The following is a 25849-nucleotide window of genomic DNA, read 5'->3' as shown; positions in this document are numbered from 1 at the left end:
CGGCGCGCGGCCCAGACTCAGACCGGTGGGGCGGCGAGCAGGGCGAGCAGGTCGGGCAGGGCCGCCGAGGAGACGGCCAGCTCGTGCAGGTTGCACTCGATGCCCGTCTCGGAGACCAGCACGCCAGGGGTGGCGGGGTGGATCCGGCGCCAGCCGCGGGAGGTCAGCGCCGCCTCCATCACCACGACCACCGACGGGGTGGCGTCGAGCTCCTCGGGCTCGACGGGCGGCTCGGGCTGGGCCGGCCAGTTCGCCGCGACCAGCTCGTCCAGGCGGGTCAGCAGCACCTCCACGACCTCCGCCGGTCCGACCGCCTGGCGGCCCAGCAGCGTGGCGACCTGATCGTGCACGGCGCGGGCCTGCCGCACCACCCAGCCGGGCCAGGCGCTCGGCGGCACCGCGGCGAACGTGGTCCACTCCGCGGGTGAGCGGCGCAGCACGTGCCGGGCCAGGGCGCGCTCGTCGGCGGCCGGGAGCGGGTCGACGGGCACCAGGTCGGCGGCGCGCAGCGCGACGTGCGCGGCGGTCAGCGGCGCGATCGCGCCGGCGAGGTTGGGGTGCCGGCTCATCAGCGCGGTGCGGGTGTCGTCGTCGACGGAGGCGATCACGGCGCCGGCGCGGATCGCGGCCCGCCAGCCGTCGTGGACGTCCTGGATGGCGGCGGCGGCGTGCTGCCAGACCTGCTCCTCCAGGTCGAAGGCCAGATCGGCGAACTCGAACTCGGCCAGGTCGGCCTTGACCACCGCCCGGGCCGCGGTGTGCAGCCCGGACGCGCTGCTGGCGGCCTGGTCGGCCTTGCGCTCCAGGGCGCTGGCGAACTCGCGGGTGGCCCGCAGCACGGCCGCGACGCGGGGCGGCAGCTCGACGCGGGACGGGTCGGCGGCCTCCTCGTACAGGTCCCGCAGCCGCGCGACGAGGTGGGCGCGGCGGTGGTCGACGACGGCGAGCTCGTGCGCGACGAGGGCGCGGACCTCGTCGACGGTGAGGCAGTACAGCAGCGGCAGCCCGACGAACAGCAGGCGCCGCCGGCGGCTGGCCCAGGAGCGGATGGCGCCGTGACCGGTGAGCAGCACGGCGTCCGGAGCGGCCACGCCGACCCGCGCGGCGACCTCGGTGACCAGGGCGAGCAGCTGTCCGGTGGCGGCGACGCCCGCAGGTGGGGGTTCTGGGGGACGGCCGTAGCGCATCAGGACCCATCTGGCGCGCCACACACTGATCTTGCCGGGCAACGGATCTTCGACGACGGCAACCGACACAGCGATGCATCCTCACGACGGCAGCGGTGCACGTCAACGAGCGCCGTCCATCCGGCGTGGGTGAATCCCGAAAGTCACCCTGATCGGTGCCGATGATGCCCTTGAGGGCTCGGGGGTGAGATGTACCAGACGTTCAGTCCGTTGCTGGACGCGCTGAAGCAACGCGGGGCGGACCCGCAGGCGGTCGACCGGGCGGCGGAGGAGGCGGAGCGCACCGGGCGGTCGATCCGGGCCGTGCTGATCAACGATCACATCGTCACCGAGGATCAACTGACCGAGGCGTCCGCCGACGCGTACGGGATCCAGACGCTGGACCTGGTCGGGTACCCGATCGACCCGGCCGCGATCACCAAGATCCCGATGGCGCTGGTCCTGAAGCACCGGGTGCTCGGCATCGCCCTCAACGAGCACGAAATCACCGTCGGCATCACCGACCCGGGTGACGTCCTGGCGCTGGATGACGTCCGCGCCGCGACCGGGCTCACGGTCCGCCCGGTCGTGGTGGCCCGCTCCGAGCTGCGCAAGATCATCGACCGGTTGAAGCGCGAGGAGAACGATCTCGGTGAGGTCGCCGAGAGCCTGCGCGCCGAGGCGGCGCCGTCGGTGTCGAACCTCACCACGCTCAACGAGGACGCGCCGATCGTGCGGTACGTCAACTCGCTCATCGAGCAGGCGATCGTGAACCGCGCCTCCGACCTGCACCTGGAGCCGGGCGAGCACAAGATGCGGGTGCGGTACCGCATCGACGGCGTCCTGCACGAGGTCGACACGGTGCCCAGGCACGTGCAGTCGGCGCTCATCTCCCGGCTGAAGATCATGTCGAACGTCGACATCACGGAGCGGCGCGTCCCGCAGAACGGCCGGATCACCGTCGAGATCAACCAGCGGGCGGTGGACCTGCGCACCGCGACGCTGCCGACCGTGTGGGGCGAGAAGATCGTGCTGCGGGTCCTGGACACCAGCGGGATGGACCTGAAGCTGTCGAAGCTCGGCTTCAGCAAGGCCAACGCGGAGCGGTTCGCGGCGTCCTACAGCAAGCCGCACGGCATGCTGCTGGTGACCGGCCCGACCGGCTCGGGCAAGTCGACGACGCTGTACGCGACCCTCGCCGAGATCAGCAAGCCCACGGTCAACATCATCACCGTCGAGGACCCGGTCGAGTACCGGTTGCCCGGCATCAACCAGGTGCAGGTGGACCACAAGGCGGGCCTGACGTTCGCGGCGGTGCTGCCGGCGATCCTGCGCTCGGACCCCGACGTCGTGCTCATCGGCGAGATCCGGGACCGCACGACCGCGCAGCTGGCAGTCGAGGCCGCGCTCACCGGCCACCTGGTGCTGTCGACGCTGCACACGAACGACGCGCCGAGCGCGGTCACCCGGCTCGTGGAGATGGGCATCGAGCCGTTCCTGGTCGGCTCGTCGGTCGACTGCGTGCTGGCCCAGCGGCTCGCCCGCCGGCTGTGCGACTGGTGCCGCACCGAGTACGAACCGACCGAGGCGGAGCTGGCCGGCGCGCGCTGGCCGTTCGACCTGCTCGGCCCGCCGGAGCGGCTGTGGCGCCCGGTCGGCTGCCGGTCCTGCGCCAACACCGGCTACCGGGGCCGCATCGCGCTGCACGAGGTCATGCCGGTCTCCGCCGAGATCGAGAAGCTGGCGATCGACCGGGCCTCGGCGCACGAGATCCAGGCCGTCGCCCGCCGGGAGGGCCTGGTCGACCTGCGCCTGGACGGGCTGGCGAAGGCCGCCGAGGGGCAGACCTCGATCCCCGAGGTGGTCCGCGTCGCCGTGTAAGTCTCAACCCGGCGCGGCGCCTGCCGATGGGCCGCGTGTGGAGACCATGGTGACCAGCGACGAGCGCGCCTCGCTCGACGCGATGCTGGTGTCGCTCGTCCGCGTCGGCGGCTCCGACCTGCACCTCACCGTCGGCGCGCCGCCGACGGTGCGGATCAACGGCGGGCTGCGGTACCTGCCGGGCTACGACGACCTCACGCCCGGCGACACGGAGATGCTGGTCCGCGCCGCGGTGCTCAACGAGAGCCAGTGGAAGCACTTCGAGCAGGTCCAGGAGCTCGACTTCGCCTACGCGATCGAGGGCGTGTCGCGCTTCCGGGTCAACCTGTACGCGCAGCGCGGCTCGTTCGGCGCGGCGTTCCGGGCGATCCCGCACACCATCAAGCCCCTCGACCAGCTCGGCGTGCCGGAGCAGGTGGCCCGGTTCGCGCACCTGCACCGCGGCCTGGTCCTGGTCACCGGGCCGACCGGGTCGGGCAAGACGACGACCCTCGCCGCGATCCTGGACCTGGCGAACCGCACCCGGTCCTCGCACATCGTGACGATCGAGGACCCGATCGAGTTCCTGCACGAGCACAAGCGGTGCCTGGTGAACCAGCGCGAGGTCGGCGCCGACACCACGTCGTTCTCGACGGCGCTGAAGCACGCGCTGCGCCAGGACCCCGACATCATCCTCGTCGGCGAGCTGCGCGACCTGGAGACCACCTCGACCGCGCTGACCGCGGCCGAGACCGGCCACCTGGTCCTGGCGACCCTGCACACGCAGAGCGCGGCGCAGACGGTCGACCGGGTCATCGACATCTTCCCGCCGCACCAGCAGCAGCAGATCCGGGCGCAGCTGTCCAACGCGCTGCAGGGCGTCGTCACGCAGACCCTCGCGCCGCGCGCCGACGGGCAGGGCCGCACGATCGTCACAGAGATCATGTTCGCCACCCCGGCGATCCGGAACCTGATCCGTGAGGGCAAGAACCACCAGATCCCGTCGTTCATGCAGTCCAGCGGCAACGACGGGATGCTCTCGTTCGACCAGCACCTGGCCGAGCGAGTCCGCCAGCAGCTCGTCACCTACGAGACGGCGCTGGAGCTGTGCCACTCGGCGGAGGAGTTCCGCCGCCTCGCCGGCCGGATGTGAGTCAGCCGTAATGACAGCCACCAAGACCTACGACCACCAGTCGATCGACCACGACGGCAAGCGCACCAAGGGCAAGATCGAGGCCTCCAACGAGCTGGCCGCCGCGCAGCAGCTGCGCCAGCAGGGCCTGACCCCGCTCGCCATCACCAACGCGGACACGCTGATGAAGCGCGACATCCGCATCCCCGGCCTCGGCGACCGCACGTCGCTGAAGGACCTGTCCGTGTTCTCCCGGCAGTTCGCCACGATGACCCAGTCCGGCATGTCCCTGCTGCGGTCCCTCGCCGTCCTGGAGGAGCAGGCGCAGAAGGAAAGCCTGAAGAAGGCCGTCGGCGAGGTCCGGCTCGACATCGAGGGCGGCATGTCGCTGTCCGGCGCGCTGGGCAAGCACCCCAAGGTGTTCCCGGCGCTGATGGTGGCGATGATCCGGGCCGGCGAGACCGGCGGCTTCCTCGACAGCGCGCTGGACCGCATCGCGACCAACTTCGAGAAGGACGCGCAGCTGCGCGGAAAGATCAAGAGCGCGCTCACGTACCCGGTGATCGTGCTGATCTTCACGGTCGTGATGATCAGCGCGGTGCTCATCTTCATCGTGCCGATCTTCGAGAAGATGTTCCAGCAGCTCGGCGGCGAGCTGCCGCTGCCGACGCAGATCATCGTCAACGCCAGCCATACCCTCTTCTGGCTCGGGCCGCTGATCATCGGGGTGCTGGTGGTGTCCACGGTGACGCTGCGCAGGATGATGGCGGTGAATCCGGCGGTGCGGCTGCGGGTCGACCGGGTGAAGCTGAAGCTGCCCGTGTTCGGGCCGCTGTTCACGAAGATCGCGCTGAGCCGCTTCTCCCGCAACCTCGGCACACTGCTGGGCGTCGGCGTGCCGGTACTGCAGGCCCTCGACGTCGTCGGCGCCACCACGGGCAACGCCGTCATCAGCACCGCCATGGCCGACCTGCAGAACGCGGTGCGCGAGGGCCGGCCCATGTCCTCGCAGCTCGGCGCGCACAAGATCTTCCCATCGATGGTCGTGCAAATGGTCGAAGTCGGCGAAGAGAGCGGCCAAATCAGTCAGATGCTGGAAAAGGTTGCCGATTTCTACGACCGGGAGGTGGACAGCGCGGCCGAGGCTCTCACCGCGTCCATCGAACCGATCATGGTGCTCGTCATGGGCGGCGTGGTCGGCGGGATGATCATCTGCCTCTACCTGCCGATGTTCTCGATCTACCAGAACATCCAGAGCAACTGAACACGAACGGCGCAAGGCAGTGGAGCCTCGCCAACACCTCACCATTGCATGCAGGAGCAGGAGGCTCATCCATGAAGGAAACGCTGCGCAGGATGCAGAAGAAGCGTGCCGCCGGAGACAGCGGCTTCACGCTCGTCGAGCTCCTCGTCGTTGTCGTGATCATCGGCGTGCTCGTCGCGATCGCCGTGCCGATGTACCTGAACTACCGCAAGGGCGCGGCGAACAAGTCCGCCGAGTCCGACGTACGGGCCGCCGTCAGCGCCGTCGAGCAGTTCTACACCGAGAACGGCAACAAGTACCCGGACGACGTCCTCACCCCGGGCACCGCGGGCAACAACGTCGTCTTCAAGATCGGCGCCGCGACGGACGGCCAGCAGATCGCGACCCTCTCGCCCGGCAACACCCTGGTCTACAAGCAGCTCACCACCGGCACGTACCGGATCTGCGGTATGAACGAGGACGGCAAGGTCGTGTACAAGTACGAGAGCGCGGTCGGCGGCTCGGTCAAGAAGGCCACCGAGAAGAACCTCCCCGACTGCATCGGCGCCGCCGCGCCCGCGACCCCCTGACCGGTCCAGTCCGACGCTGTGGCGGCCCGTCTCCAACGGGCCGCCACACCCGGCTCTGCCGCAAGAAACCCTGACGCACGAAACTTTCGCGCACGAAAGGAGCACGCTGATGCTGTTCACGCTCGTCGGCGTGCTCGGCCTGGCGATCGGGTCGTTCCTCAACGTCGTCATCCACCGCGTCCCCCGCGGTGAGTCGCTGCTGCGCCCGGCGTCGCACTGTCCACAGTGCACGGCGCCGGTCCGGCCGTGGCACAACGTCCCGGTCCTCGGCTGGCTGCTGCTGCGCGGCCGCTGCGCCGACTGCGCCGCCCCGATCAGCGTCCGCTACCCCCTGGTGGAGCTCGGCACGGCCGCCCTGTTCGTCGCCGTCGCCGCCCGGTTCGGCTGGTCCGCGGCGCTGCCCGCGTGGCTGTACCTCGCCGCGGTCGCGGTCGCCCTCGCCCTCATCGACCTCGACGTGCTGCGGCTGCCGAACGCGATCGTCCTGCCGTCCTACCTGGTGGTGCCGGCGCTGTTCCTGCCCGCCGTGGTGCTGGAGCGGGACTGGTCCGCCGGGCTGCGCGGCCTGCTGGGCATGGCGGTGCTGTTCGCCTTCTATCTGCTGCTGTCCGTGGTGTACCCGGGCGGCATGGGCTTCGGCGACGTCAAGCTCGCCGGCGTGCTGGGTCTCTACCTCGGCTGGCTCGGCTGGGCGCCGCTGGCCGTCGGGACCCTGGCGGCGTTCCTCCTCGGCGGGGTCGCCGGGGTCGCGCTGATGGCCGGCGGCAGGGCCGGCCGCAAGACCGCGCTGCCCTTCGGCCCCTCGATGCTCGCCGGGGCGCTGGTCGCGCTCTTCGCGGCGGCGCCGATCGCCGACTGGTACACCGCCATCCTCCTGCCCGCCTGACGGTCTTATCTAAGGAGCACGATGCCTGCCATCAACCTGATCGGACTGGACATCGGCACGACGTCCATCCGCGCGGCGGAGACCAGCAACAGCAAGGACGGGCCGATCATCAGCAACTTCGGCCACATCCTGCTGGGCCCCGGTGTCGTGCAGGGCGGCGCGGTGCAGGACGAGACCGCGGTGACCGTGGCGCTCAAGCAGCTGTGGTCGACGCATCGGTTCCGCAGCCGCAAGGTCGCCCTCGGCGTCACCCACCAGCAGGTCGTCGTCCGCGAGACCACGGTGGCCAACCTGCCGGCGAAGGAGATGCGCAAGGCGCTGCCCTTCCAGGTCCGCGACGCGCTGCCGCTGCCCCCGGAGAAGTCGCTCATCGACTTCTACCCCCTCGCCGAGCCCGACGGCGACACCGTGCGCGGGCTGCTCATCGCCGCGCCGAAGGAGCCGGTCCTCGCCGCGATCCGCGCCATCGAGGCGGCGAAGCTGCGCGTGGTACGGGTGGACCTGTCCTCGTTCGCGCTGCTGCGCGCCGCGTCCCGGCTCGACGAGTACGTCGAGGCCCTGGTCGACATCGGCGCCCATGCGACCAGCGTCATCGTGCACCACGACGGCGAGCCCCTCATCGTGCGGACCATCCCCCGTGGCGGCAACGAGATCACCAAGACCATCGCCGACCGGCTCGACGTGCCGGTCGAGCAGGCCGAGCAGCTCAAGTGCCGCATCGGCCTGCGCACCGACACCGACGGGCGGACCGCCTCGGCGCTCAAGGACGCGGTCCGGCCGCTCATCAACGAGATCGGCAGCTCGTTCGCGTACCTCACCGCCGGCGGCCGGCAGGCCCGGGTGAGCCGGCTCGCCCTGTCCGGCGGCGGCTCGATGCTGCCCGGCCTCCTGGAGGCCCTGCACACCCAGCTGCGCGTGGAGGTGATCGCCGTCGACCCCGTCATGCGGGTGCGCGGCCTGCGCCGCGTCCGGCACGGCAGCCTCGAACAGGTCCGCGCCTCCGCGGCCGTGTCGGTCGGCATGACCCTGGCGGGCGCCTCATGAGCGGCCAGCGCAGCGTCTCGGGCCGCTCATCATGTGGCAGTTGTGGCTCAGGCCGGCGCCGGAGCGCAGCGGAGGTGACGGCATGAGCGGCCAGCGCAGCGTCTCGGGCCGCTCATCATGTGGCAGTTGTGGCTCAGGCCGGCGCCGGAGCGCAGCGGAGGTGGCGGCATGAGCGGCACCTGGTGGGAGGACGAGCCCGAGCGCAAACTCACCGGCATCGTCCTGCCCTCCTGGGACAACGACCCGGACGACGGCCCGGACGACGGCCGGGGCGACGGCCCGGACGACGGCCGGGGCGACGGCCCGGACGACCGTCCGAACGACGGCGGCCGTGGTCCGGGCCCGTCCGCGCAGCCCCTGGGCCGCCACCAGCCGGCGCCCCCGACCGGCGAACGGCCCGCCGACCCGCTCACCGACCCCCTCGACGGCGGCTGGTGGCAGGAGCCGGCGGCGGCGCGGCCGGAGCGTCTCGTGCCGGTCGTGCCGTCGGGGCCGCCGCCGGTGTGGCCCCCCACCACCCCCGAAGCCGCGGTACCCGAAGGCACGGGCGCCGTCGCCGCCGACCCCTTCCCGCAGGCCCGCGTCGATTTGCGGCCGCTCACCGCCGCGGCCCCCGAGGCGGCACTCGTCCCGCAGGCGGCGGAGGCGGCCGCGCCGCAGCGGGCGTTCCCGCCCCCTGCTGCGGAGATGGCCGCGCCACGGCGGGCGTTCCCCAAATACATCGCCGGAGAGCTCGTCCTGCCCGGCACCGCCGAGCCTGCCGCCACCCCAGACACGCGCACCCGGCCCGTCGAGACCGGGCACCAGCCGGCCGGCGCCCTGACGCGGCCGGCCGAGACGTGGGCTCCCCAGCCGACCTCCCAGCAGTTCCCCCAGCCGACCTCCCAGTCGGCCTCCCAGCCGGAGGCCGGCCCGTACGCCGCCCCACCACCGCGCCCTGCGCCGCCGGTCACGCAGCCGCCATCGATCACGCAGCCGCCGGAAGAGGCCGATGCGACGCACCCCCGCGCGAAGCAAGCCGGCGAGCGGCCCGCGGACGCGGTGACCGCGGTCCAGCCCGCCGTGCCCGCAGTGGTCCACGCCGCGCAGCAGGGCGCGCCGGGCACCGGGCAGGAGGGGCAGGCACCGCCCGTACCGGCGAAAAAACACCGTGAAGGCGCGCCGCATCCCGCGTTCCCCGACGCGACGGCGCGGACGATGCGGATCCTGCCGATCGCCGCCGATCTGCTGCCCTTGGAGATCACGGAGCTGCGACGGCTGCGAATGGTGCGGCGGCTGGTGATCGCCGGGGTGGCGATGTGCGTCGCGCTGCTGCTCGGGTGGTACGTGGTCGCAGACGGCCAGACCGACGAAGCGCAGTCGGAGCTGACCGCCGTGCAGGACCTCCGGCGCGACCTGAACCGCAAGAAGGCCACCTACACGCAGCTGGAGTCGACCCGCCAGCAGATCAAGGACATCACGACCCAGCTGGGAATCCTGATGGAGCGGGACATGTCGTGGTCGGCCCTGCTCGGCTCGCTGCGCAAGGCGGCGCCGAGGAACGTCACGGTGGCGAACGTGACCGGTTCGCTGGACCTGGACGACACCACGGGCACCACGGGCACTGCGGACACCTCCGGCGACGTGGTCGGCATGCTCACCCTGTCCGGCACGGCACCGTCCAAGGACGAGGTCGCGTCCTACGTCGACACCCTCGGCACGGTCCCCGGCCTGGCCAACCCGTTCCCCTCCGAGGCGACGCAGGACGACTCCGGGCTCCACTTCACCATCCGGGTCGACATCACCAAGGCGGCGCTCGGTGGGCGGTTCACCTCGCCCGGCGCGGCTCCGAGCGCGTCAGGAGGCAAGTGATGCGACCCGAGCGGCTCTGGATCATCGGCGGCGCGTTCACCGCCGCCATCCTGCTGGTGGTCGGCTACTACTTCGTCATCCGGCCGCGGTACCAGGAAGCCGAGGACCTCAGGGCGCAGGCCGACGAGACGACCATCGAGGTGGCGAAGCTGCGCGCCCGTATCGCGGACCTGGACAAGGACAACCGGAACCTCGATCAGTACACCGCGCAGCTGGGCAAGGACCTCGACGCGCTGCCCGCCTCGGACTCGGTGGCCGCGCTGCTGCGCCAGGTGCAGAACGCGGGCGACCTGACCGGGGTCACCGTGAGCGGGGTCAGCGTTGGCGGCGCGACCGACGTCGCCGTCCCCGGGCCGTTGAAGGTCCATGCGCTGCCGATCAGCCTGACCGCCGCAGGCCCCGCCGGGAAGATCGACCCGTTCCTCGACCAGCTGCAGAAGGTGCAGCCCCGGGCGCTGCTCGTCGGCGCCGCGAACCTGGCCACCACCACCGAGGGGCGCACCTCGCTGACCCTGACCATCCAGGCGTTCTACGCCACCGGGAAGTAGCGGGCACCATGCGACGGACTCCCCCATCCGACGCCGGGTTCAGCCTCGTCGAGACGCTCACGTCGATCGCGATCATCGGCGTGGTCATGACCGCGCTGACCACGTTCTTCGTGCGCACGACCACGACGCTCAACACGCAACGCGGCCTGCAGAGCGCGGTCCGGCTCGCCCACGACGGCGTCGACCTGGTGAAGTCGCTGCCGGGCGCGACCATCGTCGCCGGCCGTGGCGGGCTGGACGCGAAGCAGCAGCTCGACGACCTCAAGGCGGGCACCATCCCCGGCCTCAGGCTGCCGAGCCTGCGCAACCTGCTGGACACAATGACGCCGGCGTTCGACCCGGACCTGGGCCCCCTCGCCAAGAGCGGGCCGGCCCCGGCCCTGCCGATCGCGCCGGAGGTGGACACGGTCAACAACACCGAGTTCAAGCGGTACTGGTTCGTCGGCTCCTGCACCATGCCGCTGGGCAACCTGTCGATCCTGAAGGCGGAGCAGCTCGGCGTGTGCAGCCTGGCCTCGCTGCCCGGCATCCTGGTGCCGTACTACCGGGTGATCGTCGCCGTCACGTGGAACAACGACCGGGGCTGCCCGGACACCGGCGGGGTCTGCCACTACGTGACGCAGACCCTGGTCAGCGCGGCGGCAACGGACCCGGTCTTCAACCCGAGCGTGACCGTCACGCCACCGCTGCCGGACAACCCCGACAACAGGACCGACGAGGTGACGGTGCCGCTGGCGGCGCCGCTGACGCTGACCGCGACGACCGCGTACCCGCCGCTGACCTGGACCGTGGAGGGCCTCCCGCCCGGCCTGACGTGGACACCCGCCGGCGTCATCAGCGGCACCCCGACGACCGCCGGCTCCTACGTGGTGCGCATCGTCGTCACGGACGCCATGTCGGCCAACGACGCGTCGTTCACCTGGACGGTTGCCGCGCTACCGGCGCTCGCGCCGGCCACCCAGGCCTGGGATCCGAACCTGGCCGTGTCCTATCAGGTGCCGCTGACCGGCGGAATCGGGCCCTTCACGTGGACGGCGACCGGCCTGCCGCCCGGCCTGGCGATCAACCCCGCCACCGGCCTCATCACCGGCACGAAGACAGCGGCCGCGCCGGCGACGAACACGGCGATCAAGGTGACGGTGGTCGACAAGAACCAGAAGAGCGCCACGGCGACGTTCCAGCTGAACTGGAAGGTGGCGGTGCAGTTCCCGAACTCGACGACGCCGATCGCGTTGGACAAGGACGCGCAGTACACCGGGAACGTCACCGGGTACGGCGGCACCGCACCGTACACCTGGAGCGCGGAGAACATGCCGTCCGGGTTGTCCATCGACAGCGCGGGGAAGGTCACCGGCAAGGTGTCCGGCACGACCCGCTACCTGGTCAAGCTGAACGTCACCGACAGCAAGGGCGGAACCAACTCGACCCTGGTGCCGGTCAACGTCACCGCGACCTCGGGGCTGCGGGTGACCTCACCGTCGTTCGACCCGAAGGTCTGGACGCCGGACCTGACCACCGTCAAGGGGACGGCGGTCACCAACTTCCCGACCCTGACGGCCGCCGGCGGGACCGGCGCGACGACCTGGACCCAGAAAGGGCTGCCGGCCGGCCTGACGTTGAGCGGCAACAAGATCACCGGTACGCCCACGACGCCCGGCACCTATCCGGTCACCCTGACCGTGACCGACGGCAGCGGTACCAAGTCGGTCTTCATGTTCGTGTGGACGGTGACCGCGTGAACGTGCTGCCCCGGGCCCTGGCGCGGCTGCGCCGCGACGACGGCGTCACGCTCGCCGAGCTGGCCGTGACGACCGGCATCATGTCGGTGGTGATGGCCGTCTTCACCACCGGGGTGGTGCAGCTGTTCCAGGCCGGCAACAACAACGAGCTGGTGGCGATGACCCAGGCGCAGCTCAACACGGCGTTCCTGCGGCTGGACCGCAACGTGCGCTACGCGGCGGGGATCAGCAGGCAGCACACCAACGCCGCCGGCAACAAGGTCGTGGAGTACCTCAACACGGAGGTCGCGTCCGGCCAGCCGGAGTGCGCCCAGCTGGAGCTGAACGCGGCCACGCAGGTGCTGCGCCGCCAGGTGTGGCCGCAGGCGACGAAACCACCCGGCAACTGGGTCGTGCTCGCCAGCCAGATCGACGTCGGCAAGAGCTCGTTCGAGCTGCTGGACCCCGGACCCAACACCGGTTTCCAGCGGCTGAAGATCGTCCTGGTGGTGGCCAGCAACCCGGGTCGCGGCAAGACCGCGGCGGAGACCGAGATCACGTTCACCGCACTGAACTCCACCAGGCTCACCAAGCCGGCCGACATCTGCCCGGAGGCGAGCAAATGAGTGTGCTCAGGTGGTTCCGCCGCGACGACCGCGGGTCGCTGCCCCTCGCCATGATGCTGACCCTCGTCGGGACGTCGCTGTCCACGCTGATGGTGCCGGTGGTGATCACCCAGCTGCGTGACACCGCGGCGACGGTCGACCGGGCGCAGGCGCTGCACGCCGCGCAGGCGGGCATCGACATCGTGATGGGCCGGATCCGCGGGTCGCTCGGCAGCATCGCCAACCTGGTCTGCGTCCCTGCCGCCACGCCGCTGCGCGGGACGATCGGCGCCACGGCGTCCGGTGTCGCCGACGCGCTGCCCGGCCGGTACCAGGTCTCCGTCGAATACCAGGACGCGGTGAACAAGGCCATCCCGTGTGTGGAGACGACGGCCGGGATCCTGACGGTCCAGAGGGCGCCGGCCTACGCCGTCATCACGGCCCTGGGGACCGACGAGCCGGGCGGGGTCACCGACGAGATCGACCCCAAGGACCGGCAGACCCGGACGCTGACCGCCACGTACGTCTTCCGGTTCACCAACGAGAACATCGACGGTGGCCTGCTCCGCCTGTACGGCGGGGCGTACTGCCTGGACGCCGGCTCCGGCTCGCCCGCGACGGGCACGATCGTCACCACCCAGCCGTGCAACACCGGCAGCTCCCGGCAGACCTTCGCCTACACGAAGGACCTGACGCTGCGGCTGGTCTCGTCGATCACCGCCAAGAACCCGCTGGGCATGTGCATCAGCTCGAAGGCCGACCCGGTCGCCGGGGACCTGCTGCAGTTCCAGACGTGCGGTGTCAGCCCGGTCATCCCGTACTACCAACGCTGGAGCCTCAACGACAGCTCCAACTTCCAGAACACCGCGAGCAACGGCACCGACCTCGGCAAACTCTGCATGCACGCGAAGGCCGGCGGCACGAAGGGCGCCTTCATGGAGCTCACCTCGTGCGGCGGCTCCGCGGACAACACCCGCACATTCGCGCCGGACGCGACCGTGGGCGCCGGCGCCGCCGACGCGCCTGACCAGCTGGTCAACTTCCAGCAGTTCGGCCGGTGCGTCGACGTCACCAACTTCAACGTGAACCTCGGGTTCCTCATCGTGTGGCCGTGCAAGCAGGCACCCGTCATCACCGGCGTCGGCTGGAACCAGCGCTTCGTGGTGCCGGTCGCGCCTGACAAGAAGGGCACGGTCAGTGGCCGCATCACCACGTACGACAGCACGAACAAGAAGACCTACTGCCTGACCACGTTCACGCCGGGCGGCGGCTCACACTTCGTCACGATGAAGACCTGCCCGGCGCCCACCGCGAGCAACGAGGACAAGAAGGCCGTCGAGTGGAAGGTCTCCTACCAGGAGGGCACCTACGGGACGAGCTACGTCATCGTCGACGCCAACGACCGGTGCCTGAGCCCGGCGGACCTCGACGACCCCAAGCTGCCCGCCGAGGACATCTTCAAGGGCAGCACCGTGGTCAGCAAGCTCACCACCGCGGTGTGCAACGGCGGAAAGCTGCAGAAGTGGAACGCGCCGGCGAACATCGCCAACCCGACACCCCTGAAGGACGTCGGGGAGAAGTGACGATCCCGTAAGGGAAGTCCTGACACCGGCCCGCAGCAGAGATCAGGGTCGGGTCCGTGCATCGCCTGGATGGCGTGCGGCGCCGCGGTGACGAGGCTGTACGCCATGACCATCACCTGGGAGAAACCGGCCCTGCGACGGGTGGGCCTCGGCCGGCAGGTCGGCATCGTGGCGGCGGCGGTGACCGCGTACTTCGGGGTCCGCGGCGCCACGGAGGCGGCGACGGACACCGCGCTCGCGAACGCGGCGGCCGTCGTGAACTTCGAGAAGTCGGTGGGGCTGTTCCACGAATCGTGGCTGCAGTCGACGTTCGCCGGCACACCCGCCGTGGCGACGTTCTTCAACTGGATCTACATCTACGGGCACTGGCCGGTCATCGTCGCGACCCTCGTCTGGCTCGCGCGGACCAACCCGGCGATCTACTACCGCACGCGCAACGCGATGCTGCTGTCCGGCGGGATCGGCCTGGTCGTCTTCATGCTCTTTCCGCTCGCCCCGCCGCGGCTGGCCGAGCTCGGCCTGGTCGACACCGTGACGCAGTCCGACGGCGCGTACCGGGTGCTGCAGCCGACCATGTTCACCAACCAGTACGCCGCGATGCCGAGCCTGCACGTCGGCTGGGACCTGCTCATCGGCCTGGCGATCCTGGCCGCGGCGCGCGGGCCGCTGCTGCGGGCGTTCGGTGCGGCGATGCCCGTGCTGATGACGGCCGCCGTCGTGCTGACCGCCAACCACTACATCGTCGACGCGATCGCCGGCGCCGCGCTCACCACCACCTGCTGGTTCGCCATGCTCGCCCAGGAGCGGCGCCAGCCGCGCGGCTATGCCGGATGGGACGGCCTGGTCGTGCGTTAGGGCCTACGCTTTGCACATGGAACCCCTCGACCTGGAACACCTCGGGTTCCCGGCAGACGTGATCCCGCTGCAGTATCAGGCGTTGCTGCTGTCCGACGACCGCCGGATGGAGGCCTTCTCCACCGCGATCGCGCACGCGGTGCGGCCCGGCTCCCGGGTGCTCGACCTCGGTTGCGGGACCGGCGTGCTGTCCTACTTCGCCGCCCGGCAGGGCGCCACGGTCACCGCCATCGAGCGGGAGCCGCGGGTCTTCGCCGCCGCCGAGGCGGCGTTGCGGGCCTCCGTCGGCGACGCGGTCACCGTCCTGCACGCCGACGCCCGCGACCACCTGCCCGAGGAGCCGGTCGACGTGGTGCTGTGCGAGATGCTGCACGTGGGGCTGCTCCGGGAGCGCCAGATCGAGGTCGTCAACAGCTTCAAGCGGCGGTATCTGCGCCACATCGGCGGCCCGCTGCCGCGCTTCGTGCCCGAGGCGTGCGTGCAGGCGATCCAGCCGGTCGAGCAGGACTTCACCTACTTCGGCTACACGGTGCCGGCACCGGTGTTCCAGCTGCCGGAGAGCTTCCAGCCGCGCACCGTGGAGGCCGCCGCACCGCAGGTGTTCCAGCAGTTCTTCTACGCCGACCCGCTGCCGCACCACTGCACCGGCGACCTGCGCTTCGTCGCCGAGCGCCCGGCGCTGGTCAACGCGGTGCGGGTGGTGACGAAGAACCTGCTCTGCCTGCTGTACGAGCCGCCGGGCAGCATCGACTGGACCATGAACTACCTGGTGGTGCCGCTGCGCGAGCCGGTCGAGGTGCTCACCGGCGACGAGGTGCGGATCCGGTTCGACTACTGCCCCGGTGACGAGATCACCGTCCTGGCCGACAGCCTCACCGCCAGCGTGCCGGCCCACGCGCGGTGATGCTGCGCTGGGGCGCGATCCTCGCCGCGTGCGCCGCCCTGGGCGGGCTGTGGTGGCTCGCCGCCGGCCGCCGCGCCGCCGACCGCCGGCGCGCGTTGGGCCTGGTCGTCTCGGTCTGCGGCACACTGCCGTGGATCTGGATGATCCTCACCCCGGCGGCGGCGCCACGCCGGGTGCAGCTCGACCCGGTCGCGGGCCTGGCGGGGGTGCTGTCCGGCGGCGTCGGCGCCGCCGCCGTGCAGCTGGTCGGCAACCTGCTGGTCTTCGCCGCGTTCGGCGCGTTCGCCCCGCTGCGGTGGCCGCGGCTCACCCTGTGGTGGGTGCTGCCGCTGGCCGCGCTCGGCTCGGCGACGGTGGAGGTGCTGCAGTACGCGCTGGACCTGGGCCGGGTCAGCGCCACCGACGACGTGCTGGTCAACACGCTCGGCGCGGGCCTGGCGTACGGGGCCGGGCGGCTGCTGCTGCGGCCGCCCGGCCCTGCCGCCTCAGGCCCCCTTGATGTGGAACCGTTCGTCCGCGACGAGGGCGGTGAGCCGCTCCTCGGTCAGGGGTAGCGCCGCGAGGGGCTTGGCGCCGCCGCCGGGGCGGTCGTCGAGCTTCTGCTGGGCCAGGAACACCACGGTGCCGTCGGCGTGCCGGTAGGCGGCCCACTGGTCGTAGTCGCCCTTGGTGCCGCTGGCGAGGCCGACGGTAACGCCGGTGGTGGTCGTCACCAGCCGGCAGTCCGCCGGGGCGGTCCAGAACGCGGCCGCCACCGCGCAGTTGTCGCCGGCCACCGTGATCAGGCCCGGCTCGTACACGGTGACCAGCAGCTCGCCAACCCCGCCGTCCTTGCCGAGCTGGGTGCTGGCCAGGTATGACCACGCGTCCCGGTCGCCGACCTTGTTCTCGAACTGGGCCTGCGCCATGCGCGACGACACCAGTTGGTCGGTGCCGGGGTTGTCCAGCGCCGTGTAGCCGGCCGGCACGACGGCGAGCAGGTCGACCATGAGCTGCTGGCCCAGGTCGTACTTGGTGCCGGCGCGGGCGGTGCGGTCCTGCTGCGGCTCCCCGTTGGGCTGGGTCGGCCAGACCGTCTTGCCGCTGACGGTCGGGACGGGTGTGGTGACCGCCGGTGTCCCGCCGGGCGTCGGTGTGCCGCCCGCGGTCGGCGTGCCACCCGGCGCGCCGACCTGTTGCGGTGCCGCCGAGCCGAGACCGCCGCCGGCGACCGCGACCGCCACCGCGGCGACGACGGCGGCCACCGAGACCGCCGCCCCTGCGGCGAGCAGGTTGCGGCGGCGGACGGCTCGGCGCCCGCTGGTCACGGCCACGGCCGGCGACATCGGCGGCGGTGGGGTGGCGCTGTCGAGGGCGTCGCGCAGCGACACCCGGAATTCATCCTCGTTCATATCCGATTCCTCGTGGCATGCGAGTGGCTGCTGGATTCCAGATGGGTGCGTAGGGTCTGCAGCCCCCGCGCGGCCTGGCTCTTGACGGTGCCGGTCGTGCAGCTGAGCAGGGTCGCCGTCTCCTCGACGGACAGGTCCTCCCAGTACCGCAGGATCAGGACCGCCCGCTGCCGGGCGGGCACGGCAGACAGGGCGGCGAGCATCGCCATCCTGTCGTCGGGTGACCTGTCGTGGGTGGCGCCGTCCAGCGGCACGTCCGTGACCCGGACCCGGTGCCACCAGCCGAGCCGCCGCTCGTCCAGGAACGCCCGGAAGAGCACCTGCCGGACGTACCCGTCGAGGGCCTCGTGCCGGCTCACCCGGTCCCACGCCAGGTACAACTTGGTGAACGCCACCTGGGTGAGATCCTCGGCCCGGTGCCAGTCGCCGCACAGCAGGAACGCCGTGCCGCGCATCGCGTCCGAACGCGCGGCGAAGTACTCGGCGAACGCCGTGTCCCGATCCGTCATGCGTTACTCACGGTCCCGGCAGTCGGATCGGTTGCACAGACTTCCGCAAAAGTCCCGCCCCGATACAGTCGGTAGGTGACCACGGACAACCCGTTCTTCGCCGCGAGTGACCTGCCGTATCAACTGCCGCCCTTCGACCGCATCGAGACCGGGCACTACCTGCCCGCGTTCGAGCGGGGCATGGCCGAGCAGCGGGCGGAGGTCGAGGCCATCGCCACCCTGCCCGAGCCGCCGACGTTCGACAACACCCTCGTGGCGCTGGAGCGCTCCGGCCGCGTGCTGCAGCGCGTCTCCGCCGCGTTCTTCAACGTCACCAGCTCCGACACCAGTCCCGAGCTGCAGCAGATCGAGTCGCAGGTGGTGCCGCTGCTTTCCGCGCACGGCGACGCGATCATGCTCGACCGGCGGCTCTTCGCCCGCATCGAGCAGCTGTACGCCGAGCGCGACGCCCTGGCCCTGGACGGCGAGTCGGCGTGGCTGCTGGAGCGGTACCACACCGAGTTCGTCCGCGCCGGGGCGCGGCTGTCCGAGGACGAGCACGTACGGCTGCGGGAGCTCAACGCCGAGCTCGCCGCCCTGGCCACCGAGTTCGGCAACAAGGTCCGCGACGAGATGAAGGCCAGCGCCGTCGTCGTGCAGGACGCCGGGGACCTCGCCGGGCTGTCCGCCGACGCGGTCGCCGCCGCCGAGGTCGCGGCCCGGGACCGGGGCCTCGAGCAGGGCTACGCGCTGAACCTGATCCTGCCGACCGCGCAGCCGGCGCTCGCGTCGCTGCACAACCGGGCGGTCCGGGAGCGGCTGCACGCCGCCTCCGTCGGGCGCGGCTCCGGCGGTGGCGAGCACGACACGACCGCGCTGGTGCTGCGCATCGTGCGGCTGCGGGCGGAGCGGGCCCGGCTGCTCGGCTTCGAACACCACGCGGCGTACAACATCGCCGACAACACCGCCCGCAGCGTCGGCGCCGTCCAGGAGATGCTGGCGAAGCTGGCCCCGGCCGCCGTCGCCAACGCGCGGATCGAGGCCGAGGACCTGCAGGAGACGATCGGTGACGCGTTCACCCTGCAGCCGTGGGACTGGGCGTACTACACCGAGCAGATCCGCCGGGACCGGTACGCGATCGACGAGGCGGAGCTGCGGCCGTACTTCGAGCTGGAGCGGGTCCTGCACGACGGGGTGTTCTTCGCCGCGGGCCGGCTGTACGGCATCCGCTTCGAGGAGCGGCCCGACCTGCCCGCGTATCACGCCGACGCCCGCGTCTTCGAGGTCTTCGACCGGGACGGCGGGCCCCTCGGCCTGTTCATCGGCGACTTCTTCACCCGCCCGTCGAAGCGCGGCGGCGCCTGGGCCAACGCCCTCGTGCCGCAGTCGCAGCTGTTCGGCACCGCGCCCGTCGTCGTCAACAACCTCAACATCAACCGGGCACCGGACGGCGAGCCGACGCTGCTCACCCTCGACGAGGTCCGGACCCTGTTCCACGAGTTCGGTCACGCGCTGCACACCCTCTTCTCGCAGGTGCACTTCCCGAAGTTCGCCGGCACCCGGGTCCCCCGCGACTTCGTCGAGTATCCGTCGCAGGTCAACGAGGTCTGGATGCTGTGGCCGGAGGTCCTGGCCAACTACGCCACGCACCACCGCACCGGCGAGCCGCTGCCGGCCGCGGTGGTGGAGCGGCTGCAGGCGGCGGAGCAGTTCAACAAGGGCTTCGCGACCACGGAGTACCTGGCCGCGACGCTGCTCGACCTGGCCTGGCACACGCTGACCGTCGAGGAGGCCGATGCGGTGACCGACGTGCTCGCCTTCGAGGCTGCGGCGCTTTCGCGGGCCGGCGTCGCGGTGCCGTTCGTGCCGCCGCGGTACCGGACCACCTACTTCGCGCACATCTTCAGCGGCGCCGCGTACAGCGCGGGCTACTACTCCTACATCTGGAGCGAGGTCCTCGACGCCGACACCGTCGACTGGCTCACCGAGCAGGGCGGGCTGCGCCGCGAGCTCGGTGACACGTTCCGTGACGGCCTGCTCGCCAAGGGCGGCAGCGCCGACTCGATGGACGTGTACCGGGCGTTCCGCGGTCGCGATCCGTTGATCGAGCCGCTACTCAAACGGCGCGGATTGATCAGTGTTCCTTAGGTTTTGTTAAGACGACTACCGGACGGGGCGCCGCGTTCCCTAAGCTTGCGCGGTGCGTGGCGCCACCCCCCGGCGGAGGCCCGCTGCCGCACGTCGCCTGCACCTGAGCAGGATGGCGCTGCTTGCCGCGGTCAGCCTCGTCGCCTCACTGATCAGTGTCGGTATCTCCTGGGCGATTTTTCCCAACGAGCCGGCGGCGGTCACCGACGACATCTCCTTCGACGCCGCCAAGTTCTACGAGACGCACGCACGGGCCAACGCCGCCCGCGGGGTCGAGCTGGCCTCCGCCCCCGGCGCGTCCCTGGTCCCGAAGCCCGTGGCCGGTCTCACCCAGGCAGCGACCAACAACGCCTTCATCGTCATCGAGGTCGGCCGCCAGATGGGCCTGCCAGAACGCGCGTTCGTCGTGGCGATCGCGACCGCGCTGCAGGAGACGTACCTGAAGAACCTGGCCAACCCGAAGGTCCCCGCGTCGCTGAAACTCCCCCACGAGGGCACCGGCACCAACTACGACTCCGTCGGCATCTTCCAGCAACGCGTCAGCATCTGGGGCACCGTCGAGCAGCTCATGGACCCGGCCGTCGCGTCGGCGAAGTTCTACACCAGGCTGATGAAGGTCTCCGGCTGGCAGTCCATGAGCGTCACCGGCGCCGCGCAGGCGGTGCAGCGGAGCGCTTTCGCCAGCGCGTACGCCAAGCACGCCACGACGGCCCAGAAGATCGTCGACCAACTGACCGACTGAGCCCGCTGACCCCCTGCTGGCCTGCGCTGGCCACACTGGCCTGCGCTGGCCACACTGGCCTGCGCTGGCCACACTGGCCTGCGCTGGCCACACTGGCCTGCGCCGACCGCACTGACCTGCCGGCCCCGCCGGCCCCCGCCGGCCCCGCCGGCGGCACCGCCGCCCGGTGATCGAAGTCGCCGGGCGGTCGTCGGGACGGCCATTCCCGTCCTTGGATCACCAGCAGCACCACGGCTGATCCACAACCCGGCGCCCACCGGCGGGCGAACGGCTCACGCCGAACGGCGGAGATAACCCTTGCCCGGCCACGCCACCCGCGGCCCAGCCCGCCCGCACCGATCCAGCCCGCCCGCACCGATCCAGCCTGCCCGGAACCTGCCTCGGCACCGTCCGGTGCCGGCCCGCGCCACCGCCCGATGATCGAAGTCGCCGGGCGGTCGTCGGGACGGCCATTCCCGTCCTTGGATCACCAGCAGCACCACGGCTGATCCACAACCCGGCGCCCACCGGCGGGCGAACGGCCCACGCCGAACGGCGGAGATAACCCTTGCCCGGCCACGCCACCCGCGATCCAGCCCGCCCGCACCGATCCAGCCTGCCGCGCCGATCCAGCCTGCCCGGCACCTGCCTCGGCACCGTCCGGTGCCGGCCCGCGCCACCGCCCGATGATCGAAGTCGCCGGGCGGTCATCGGGATAGCCATTCCCGTCCTTGGATCACCAAGAGCACACCGGCTGATCCACAACCCGGCACCCACCAGCCAGCGAACGGCCCACGCCGAACGGCGGAGACAACCCCCTTGCCCGGCCACGCCACCCGTGATCCAGCCCGTCCCCATACCGCCGCCACCCGCGTCGAATTGCGCCGGCACGCCCGCAGCGGCCGGGGACCTGCGCAACGCCCATGCCGCCCCGCCCCGCGACCCGCCCCGCGACCCGCCCCGCGACCCGCCCCGCGACCCGCTGCGGCAGGCCGCAGAACCACACCTACCGACCGCGATCACCCCGGCACCGACTGCTCAAGTAGCGTGGCCGCGTCCAATCCGGCGCCACTGCCAGCACGACACTCCGCATCAGTGCCGCAATCCGTGCCAGCACCACGCCGGTCCCCTCACCAGACCACCAACTCTGCTGTTGGTCCAACCAGTTGATGTGTGAGACAGTCACCCGGTGACATTGACGCCGGCTCCTCGTAGCAACGTGTCCGACCATGTGTTCGCGCAGCTGCGGGATGCGATCGTCAGCGGGGCGTACGAGCCCGACGCGAGCCTGCCGAGTGAGCGCGAGTTCGCGGCGACGTTCGAGGTGAACCGGCATGCGGTGCGTGAGGCGCTGCGCCGGCTGCAGCAGCTCGGCCTGGTCAAGGTCAGCCAGGGCGGTGCGACCAGGGTCCTGGACTGGCGGCTGCACGCCGGGCTCGACCTCGCCATGTCCACCGCCATGGCCGCCGGTGACGTCCTGCCGCTCGGCACACTCGTGCGCGACATGATGGAGATGCGCGCCTGCATCGGGGCCGATTCGGCCAGGTTGTGCGCGCTTCGGGGTACACCTGCCGCGAAAGCACAAATCGCTGCCAGGGTCGACGACCTCGCCGCCGCCGCGCCGGACCTGGACCGGATGGGCGAGGCCAATGTCGCGCTGTGGCGGGCGGTCGTCACGGGGAGCGGCAACACGGCGTACCTGCTGGCGTTCAACAGCCTCGTCAGCGGTGCCCTCGCGGTCGGGCACGTGCCACCGCGGCTGCGCACCGCCGAACTGCTCGACGTCGCGGGGCACCGGCGGCTCAGCGAACACATCGCCGACGGCGCCGCCGATCTCGCCGAGGAGCAGGCCCGGACGCTGCTCACCGCCTCCCTTTCCGCGCCGCTCGCCACGCGCAAGGAAAGCCCCGCCCCGCGCGAGGAAAGCCCCGCACCGCGCAAAGCAAACCCCGCCCCGCGCAAGGACCACCCCGCCGCGCGAAAGGAAAGCCGAGCATGATCCCCGCCGTGCTCTACGCCGTGCCCGCGTTCCTGCTGCTCATCGTGATGGAGGCGGTCTCGTACCGCTTCCTGCCGGACGACGACGAACGCGGCTACGAGGTCCGCGACACCACCACCAGCCTCTCCATGGGACTCGGCAGCCAGATCATCGGCGTGCCGTGGAAGATCGTGGTCGCGCTCGCGTACGCCGGCCTCTACGTCCTCACCCCGCTCAAGCTCGACCCGCACAGCCCTTGGACGTGGGTCCTGCTGTTCTTCGCCGACGACCTCGCGTACTACTGGTTCCACCGGCTGCACCACGAGGTCCGGCTGTTCTGGGCCGGCCATGTCGTGCACCACTCGAGCGTCTTCTTCAATCTGTCCACGGCGCTGCGGCAGAGCTGGACCCCGATGACCGGCACCCCGTTCTGGCTGCTCCTGCCGCTGCTGGGCATCCCGCCGTGGATGGTGTTCCTGCAGCAGTCGATCAGTCTCGCGTACCAGTTCTTCCTGCACAGCGAGCGGATCAACCGGCTTCCCGCCGTCGTGGAGTGGTGCTTCAACACCCCGTCGCACCACCGCGTCCACCACGGCGCCAACGCCGAGTACCTGGACCGTAACTACGGCGGCATCCTCATCGTCTGGGACCGCCTCTTCGGTACGTTCGAGCCCGAACGAGCCCGCGTCGTCTACGGGCTCACGAAGAACATCACCACGTACAACCCGCTGCGAGTCGCGACCCATGAGTACCGCGACATCTGGCGCGATGTGCGTACCGCCGCCTCCTGGCGTCACCGGCTGCGCTTCGTGTTCGGCCGCCCCGGCTGGCAGCCGGCCGCATGAGACTCCCCCTGTGGCTCTTGGCCTGCGCGGCCACCGCCGAGCTCACGGGCGTCGCGCTGTCCTGGCACCCGTTGCAGTGGGTGGCGAAGCCGCTCCTTGCTCCGTTGCTGCTCTGGTACCTGCTCCGCACGGCCGGCAGGTCCGCACTCGGCTGGGGCCTGGCCTTCGCGTGCGCGGGTGACGTGGCGCTGCTCGTGCCGGGTACCGCATCCTTCCTGATCGGCATGGCCTGCTTCCTGGGCACCCAGGTCTGCTTCCTGCTCGCCTTCCTGCGCCGCGCTCCCCTGCACCGCCCGGCCGCCGCAGGTTACGCGGTGCTGTGGGCGTCGCTCAACGCCGTACTCTGGCCGTCATTGGGCTCGCTGCGGGTGCCGATTCTGGTGTACAGCCTCGCTTTGAGCGCCATGGCCGCCGCCGCGTACGCCGTCTCCCGCCGCGTCGCCGCCGGAGCCGCCCTGTTCCTGCTCTCGGACCTCCTGATCGGCCTGGGCGCCGCCGACCTGGACTTCCCGGCCCGCGACCTGATCGTCATGACAACGTACATCGCCGCCCTCTTCCTCATCACCACCGGCTACGTACGGGCATTGGATGGTGACGGAGAGGTCATGGAGCGTCGGGGCGCTGGACGGGGGGTGGTGCGCCCGGGAGAATGAGGTGCGGCGCCTACCGGGGGGGAGGCGGCACGTGCCACGACCGTATTTCTCTTTGGACGCACCAGATTCCGGTGCGTTCTCGTCCTTCGACTCGATCGACTGGGAGGCCCGTTTCGCGGCCGCCCGAGCCGACCGCGCCCGTCGGCGTGACGAGCGGCTGCGGGTCAGAGCGGAGTTCGCCGAGGCTCGCCGGCATGGGCTGATCGCCCGCCACGCGACGAAGCTGGCCAGGCTGCGGACCGCCCGCCTGCTGTCGACGGGACCTGATGCGGCTTCACTGGGCGACGGTGGTTCGCAGCGGGCAGCCGCGCCGGTCGACGCTGCTTCGCAGCGGGCAGCCGGGAGTCAATCGACGGTGCCGCCGCCGGGCCGGGCCGCGGCTGTCGGGCCGGCGCCTGTTGATCAGGCGCCTGGACGCTCGATGCCTGCACGTTCGGTGCCTGCGCGCCTGGCATCGGGACGCCCGACGACGGCGGACCCGACACCGGCGAGCTCAGCACCCGAGCATCTGCCGCCGACTCGGCCACCACTCGCGGAATATCCGCCAGTAGGCTCGACGCCCGGTCGCTCGACGTCTATTCACCAAGCGCCCGCACCCGAATCGCCGACATCGGTGCCGGTGACACCGACCCGACCGACGCCTGCATCGATCCGGTCAGTACCCGAACGATCGACACCTGCGCGACCGGCACCCGTACGGTCGGTGCCCGAGCGATCGGCACCCGCATTCGCACGGCCAAAGCCAACGCGGGCACCCTCGCCGAACCCCGCACCGACGTCCGGCCGACCGGCATCGCCACCGCTGACATCCACACCAGCACAGCCCATGCCGACACAACCAGCGTCCACGCCGACGCCGCCAACACCAGCACGGGGAACGCCGACGTTGGCACAGGCAACGTCGACACCGCCGGAGAATCCGCAAACACCGGCACGGGCGCCGCAAGCACCGCCGACGCCGACACCGGCACGGGCGCCGCAGGCAACACCGACACCGGCGACGCCAGTACGTCCAGTGCCGCCACGGTCCGCGCCGGCACTGGGCCGCTCAGCAGGGCTGCAGTCAACACCGGCGCCCGCTCGACCGGGGCGCTCGGCCGGACCGACGGCGCCGCCGGGTAACGCACCGGCAGCGGACCGCCCCGCTCGTCCGCAGCGAAGGCCCGCACCTGCCGCAGCCATTCGGCGACGTCCGCCGCGCTCGGTCCATGCAGCGACACAGCCCGCCACCACCCGGCCGACATCCGCAAGTTCAGCACGGGCGGCAGTGATCAGCGCGGCACCTTGTCGACGAAGACCCGCACCTGCCCACGGGGCAACCATGCCCGCTGCCCGGACCCGGCGCTGCCGGGCTAGCCGCCGGTGGTCATGGCGGGCATCGCGGGGTCCGCCGGACTGGCGCAGTGGCAGGGCGTGGACGGTCGGCTCCGCAGATCGCGAGCCGTCCGGCGACGGGATCGGCATTTGCCCATCTCGCGATCCGCCACGGGGCGATTGCCAGACGGCGCGCTGCCTGAGGCCCGGCGGCCGGACCTCGGTGCCGCGGTTCACGCCCGGGCAGACGAGATCCGAGCGGCCACGGCGGCTGGGCCGGGAAGGTCAGGCTGCCCCGTCGCGCGAGCCACGGCCGAGGTCAAGGC

Annotated in this window: 23 protein-coding genes; 19 read left to right on the top strand and 4 right to left on the bottom strand. The window is 71.3% G+C overall.

Features of this window, described 5'->3' with window-relative positions; genetic code table 11:
* Positions 1 to 17: 17 nt before the first annotated feature.
* The gene (locus tag AB0H83_RS06445) at positions 18 to 1256 is read right to left on the bottom strand and encodes a hypothetical protein (protein ID WP_360087822.1); all 1239 of its coding nucleotides are present in this window, start codon (positions 1254 to 1256) and stop codon (positions 18 to 20) included.
* A 120-nt stretch (positions 1257 to 1376) separates the two neighbouring features.
* Between AB0H83_RS06445 and AB0H83_RS06440 the strand changes: the two genes are divergently transcribed.
* The 14 genes from AB0H83_RS06440 (at position 1377) to AB0H83_RS06375 (ending at position 16539) form a co-directional block, all read left to right on the top strand.
* Positions 1377 to 3047 carry an ATPase, T2SS/T4P/T4SS family gene (locus tag AB0H83_RS06440; protein ID WP_360087819.1) on the top strand — a complete coding sequence of 557 codons (1671 nt, stop codon included), beginning with the start codon at positions 1377 to 1379 and terminating at the stop codon, positions 3045 to 3047.
* Between the two features lie 46 nt (positions 3048 to 3093).
* Complete coding sequence (locus tag AB0H83_RS06435; protein ID WP_360088095.1) at positions 3094 to 4179, top strand: type IV pilus twitching motility protein PilT; 1086 nt, start codon at positions 3094 to 3096, stop codon at positions 4177 to 4179.
* A gap of 10 nt (positions 4180 to 4189) precedes the next feature.
* Complete coding sequence (locus AB0H83_RS06430; protein ID WP_360087816.1) at positions 4190 to 5422, top strand: type II secretion system F family protein; 1233 nt, start codon at positions 4190 to 4192, stop codon at positions 5420 to 5422.
* Positions 5423 to 5493: 71 nt separating this feature from the next.
* Positions 5494 to 5991, top strand: coding sequence for a prepilin-type N-terminal cleavage/methylation domain-containing protein (locus AB0H83_RS06425; RefSeq protein WP_360087813.1), 498 nt, complete (start codon positions 5494 to 5496; stop codon positions 5989 to 5991).
* Between the two features lie 109 nt (positions 5992 to 6100).
* Positions 6101 to 6877: a prepilin peptidase gene (locus tag AB0H83_RS06420; RefSeq protein WP_360087810.1), complete on the top strand. Its 777-nt coding sequence runs from the start codon at positions 6101 to 6103 to the stop codon at positions 6875 to 6877.
* A gap of 21 nt (positions 6878 to 6898) precedes the next feature.
* Positions 6899 to 7921, top strand: coding sequence for a type IV pilus assembly protein PilM (gene pilM / locus AB0H83_RS06415; RefSeq protein WP_360087807.1), 1023 nt, complete (start codon positions 6899 to 6901; stop codon positions 7919 to 7921).
* A 168-nt stretch (positions 7922 to 8089) separates the two neighbouring features.
* Positions 8090 to 9772, top strand: a complete 1683-nt coding sequence (locus tag AB0H83_RS06410) for a hypothetical protein (RefSeq protein ID WP_360087804.1) — start codon at positions 8090 to 8092, stop codon at positions 9770 to 9772.
* On the top strand, positions 9772 to 10320 hold the full coding sequence (gene pilO, locus AB0H83_RS06405) for a type 4a pilus biogenesis protein PilO (protein WP_360087801.1): 549 nt from the start codon (positions 9772 to 9774) through the stop codon (positions 10318 to 10320). The genes AB0H83_RS06410 and pilO overlap by 1 nt, the downstream gene beginning before the upstream one ends.
* A gap of 8 nt (positions 10321 to 10328) precedes the next feature.
* Entirely contained in the window at positions 10329 to 12059 is a 1731-nt protein-coding gene (locus tag AB0H83_RS06400; protein ID WP_360087798.1) for a putative Ig domain-containing protein, read from the top strand.
* A complete protein-coding gene (locus tag AB0H83_RS06395; protein ID WP_360087796.1) occupies positions 12056 to 12664 on the top strand; it encodes a hypothetical protein in 609 nt (202 codons plus the stop codon). The genes AB0H83_RS06400 and AB0H83_RS06395 overlap by 4 nt, the downstream gene beginning before the upstream one ends.
* Positions 12661 to 14226 carry an RICIN domain-containing protein gene (locus AB0H83_RS06390; protein WP_360087793.1) on the top strand — a complete coding sequence of 522 codons (1566 nt, stop codon included), beginning with the start codon at positions 12661 to 12663 and terminating at the stop codon, positions 14224 to 14226. Before AB0H83_RS06395 ends, AB0H83_RS06390 begins: the two co-directional genes overlap by 4 nt.
* 105 nt (positions 14227 to 14331) lie before the next feature.
* Positions 14332 to 15081: a phosphatase PAP2 family protein gene (locus AB0H83_RS06385; protein WP_360087790.1), complete on the top strand. Its 750-nt coding sequence runs from the start codon at positions 14332 to 14334 to the stop codon at positions 15079 to 15081.
* A 16-nt stretch (positions 15082 to 15097) separates the two neighbouring features.
* Positions 15098 to 15985, top strand: coding sequence for a methyltransferase domain-containing protein (locus AB0H83_RS06380; RefSeq protein ID WP_360087787.1), 888 nt, complete (start codon positions 15098 to 15100; stop codon positions 15983 to 15985).
* Positions 15985 to 16539 carry a VanZ family protein gene (locus tag AB0H83_RS06375; RefSeq protein ID WP_360088092.1) on the top strand — a complete coding sequence of 185 codons (555 nt, stop codon included), beginning with the start codon at positions 15985 to 15987 and terminating at the stop codon, positions 16537 to 16539. The genes AB0H83_RS06380 and AB0H83_RS06375 overlap by 1 nt, the downstream gene beginning before the upstream one ends.
* Here the strand turns inward: AB0H83_RS06375 and AB0H83_RS06370 are convergent.
* Positions 16471 to 17376 (bottom strand): hypothetical protein, encoded by a 906-nt coding sequence (locus AB0H83_RS06370; protein WP_360087784.1) that lies wholly within the window; start codon positions 17374 to 17376, stop codon positions 16471 to 16473. The two genes, AB0H83_RS06375 and AB0H83_RS06370, sit on opposite strands and share 69 nt — an antisense overlap.
* Positions 17373 to 17885, bottom strand: coding sequence for a SigE family RNA polymerase sigma factor (locus tag AB0H83_RS06365; RefSeq protein ID WP_360087781.1), 513 nt, complete (start codon positions 17883 to 17885; stop codon positions 17373 to 17375). The genes AB0H83_RS06370 and AB0H83_RS06365 overlap by 4 nt, the downstream gene beginning before the upstream one ends.
* A gap of 75 nt (positions 17886 to 17960) precedes the next feature.
* On the opposite strand from AB0H83_RS06365, the gene AB0H83_RS06360 reads away from it, so the two are divergent.
* The 5 genes from AB0H83_RS06360 to AB0H83_RS06340 all read left to right on the top strand — a co-directional run bounded on the left by AB0H83_RS06360 (position 17961) and on the right by AB0H83_RS06340 (position 24209).
* Entirely contained in the window at positions 17961 to 20012 is a 2052-nt protein-coding gene (locus tag AB0H83_RS06360; protein WP_360087778.1) for a M3 family metallopeptidase, read from the top strand.
* A 112-nt stretch (positions 20013 to 20124) separates the two neighbouring features.
* A complete protein-coding gene (locus AB0H83_RS06355; RefSeq protein ID WP_360087775.1) occupies positions 20125 to 20754 on the top strand; it encodes a hypothetical protein in 630 nt (209 codons plus the stop codon).
* A 1168-nt stretch (positions 20755 to 21922) separates the two neighbouring features.
* Positions 21923 to 22732 (top strand): GntR family transcriptional regulator, encoded by an 810-nt coding sequence (locus AB0H83_RS06350; RefSeq protein WP_360087772.1) that lies wholly within the window; start codon positions 21923 to 21925, stop codon positions 22730 to 22732.
* Complete coding sequence (locus AB0H83_RS06345) at positions 22729 to 23556, top strand: sterol desaturase family protein (protein ID WP_360087769.1); 828 nt, start codon at positions 22729 to 22731, stop codon at positions 23554 to 23556. The genes AB0H83_RS06350 and AB0H83_RS06345 overlap by 4 nt, the downstream gene beginning before the upstream one ends.
* The gene (locus AB0H83_RS06340; RefSeq protein WP_360087766.1) at positions 23553 to 24209 is read left to right on the top strand and encodes a lysoplasmalogenase; all 657 of its coding nucleotides are present in this window, start codon (positions 23553 to 23555) and stop codon (positions 24207 to 24209) included. Before AB0H83_RS06345 ends, AB0H83_RS06340 begins: the two co-directional genes overlap by 4 nt.
* Positions 24210 to 24784: 575 nt before the next feature.
* On the opposite strand, the gene AB0H83_RS06335 is transcribed toward AB0H83_RS06340, so the two are convergent.
* Positions 24785 to 25429: a hypothetical protein gene (locus AB0H83_RS06335; RefSeq protein WP_360087763.1), complete on the bottom strand. Its 645-nt coding sequence runs from the start codon at positions 25427 to 25429 to the stop codon at positions 24785 to 24787.
* Positions 25430 to 25849 lie beyond the last annotated feature (420 nt).

Origin of the sequence: Dactylosporangium sp. NPDC050688 (assembly GCF_040654515.1) — a bacterium.
Lineage (GTDB): Bacteria > Actinomycetota > Actinomycetes > Mycobacteriales > Micromonosporaceae > Dactylosporangium.
Note: the sequence above shows the minus strand (reverse complement) of the source record. Positions and strands in the feature narration are given on the sequence as shown.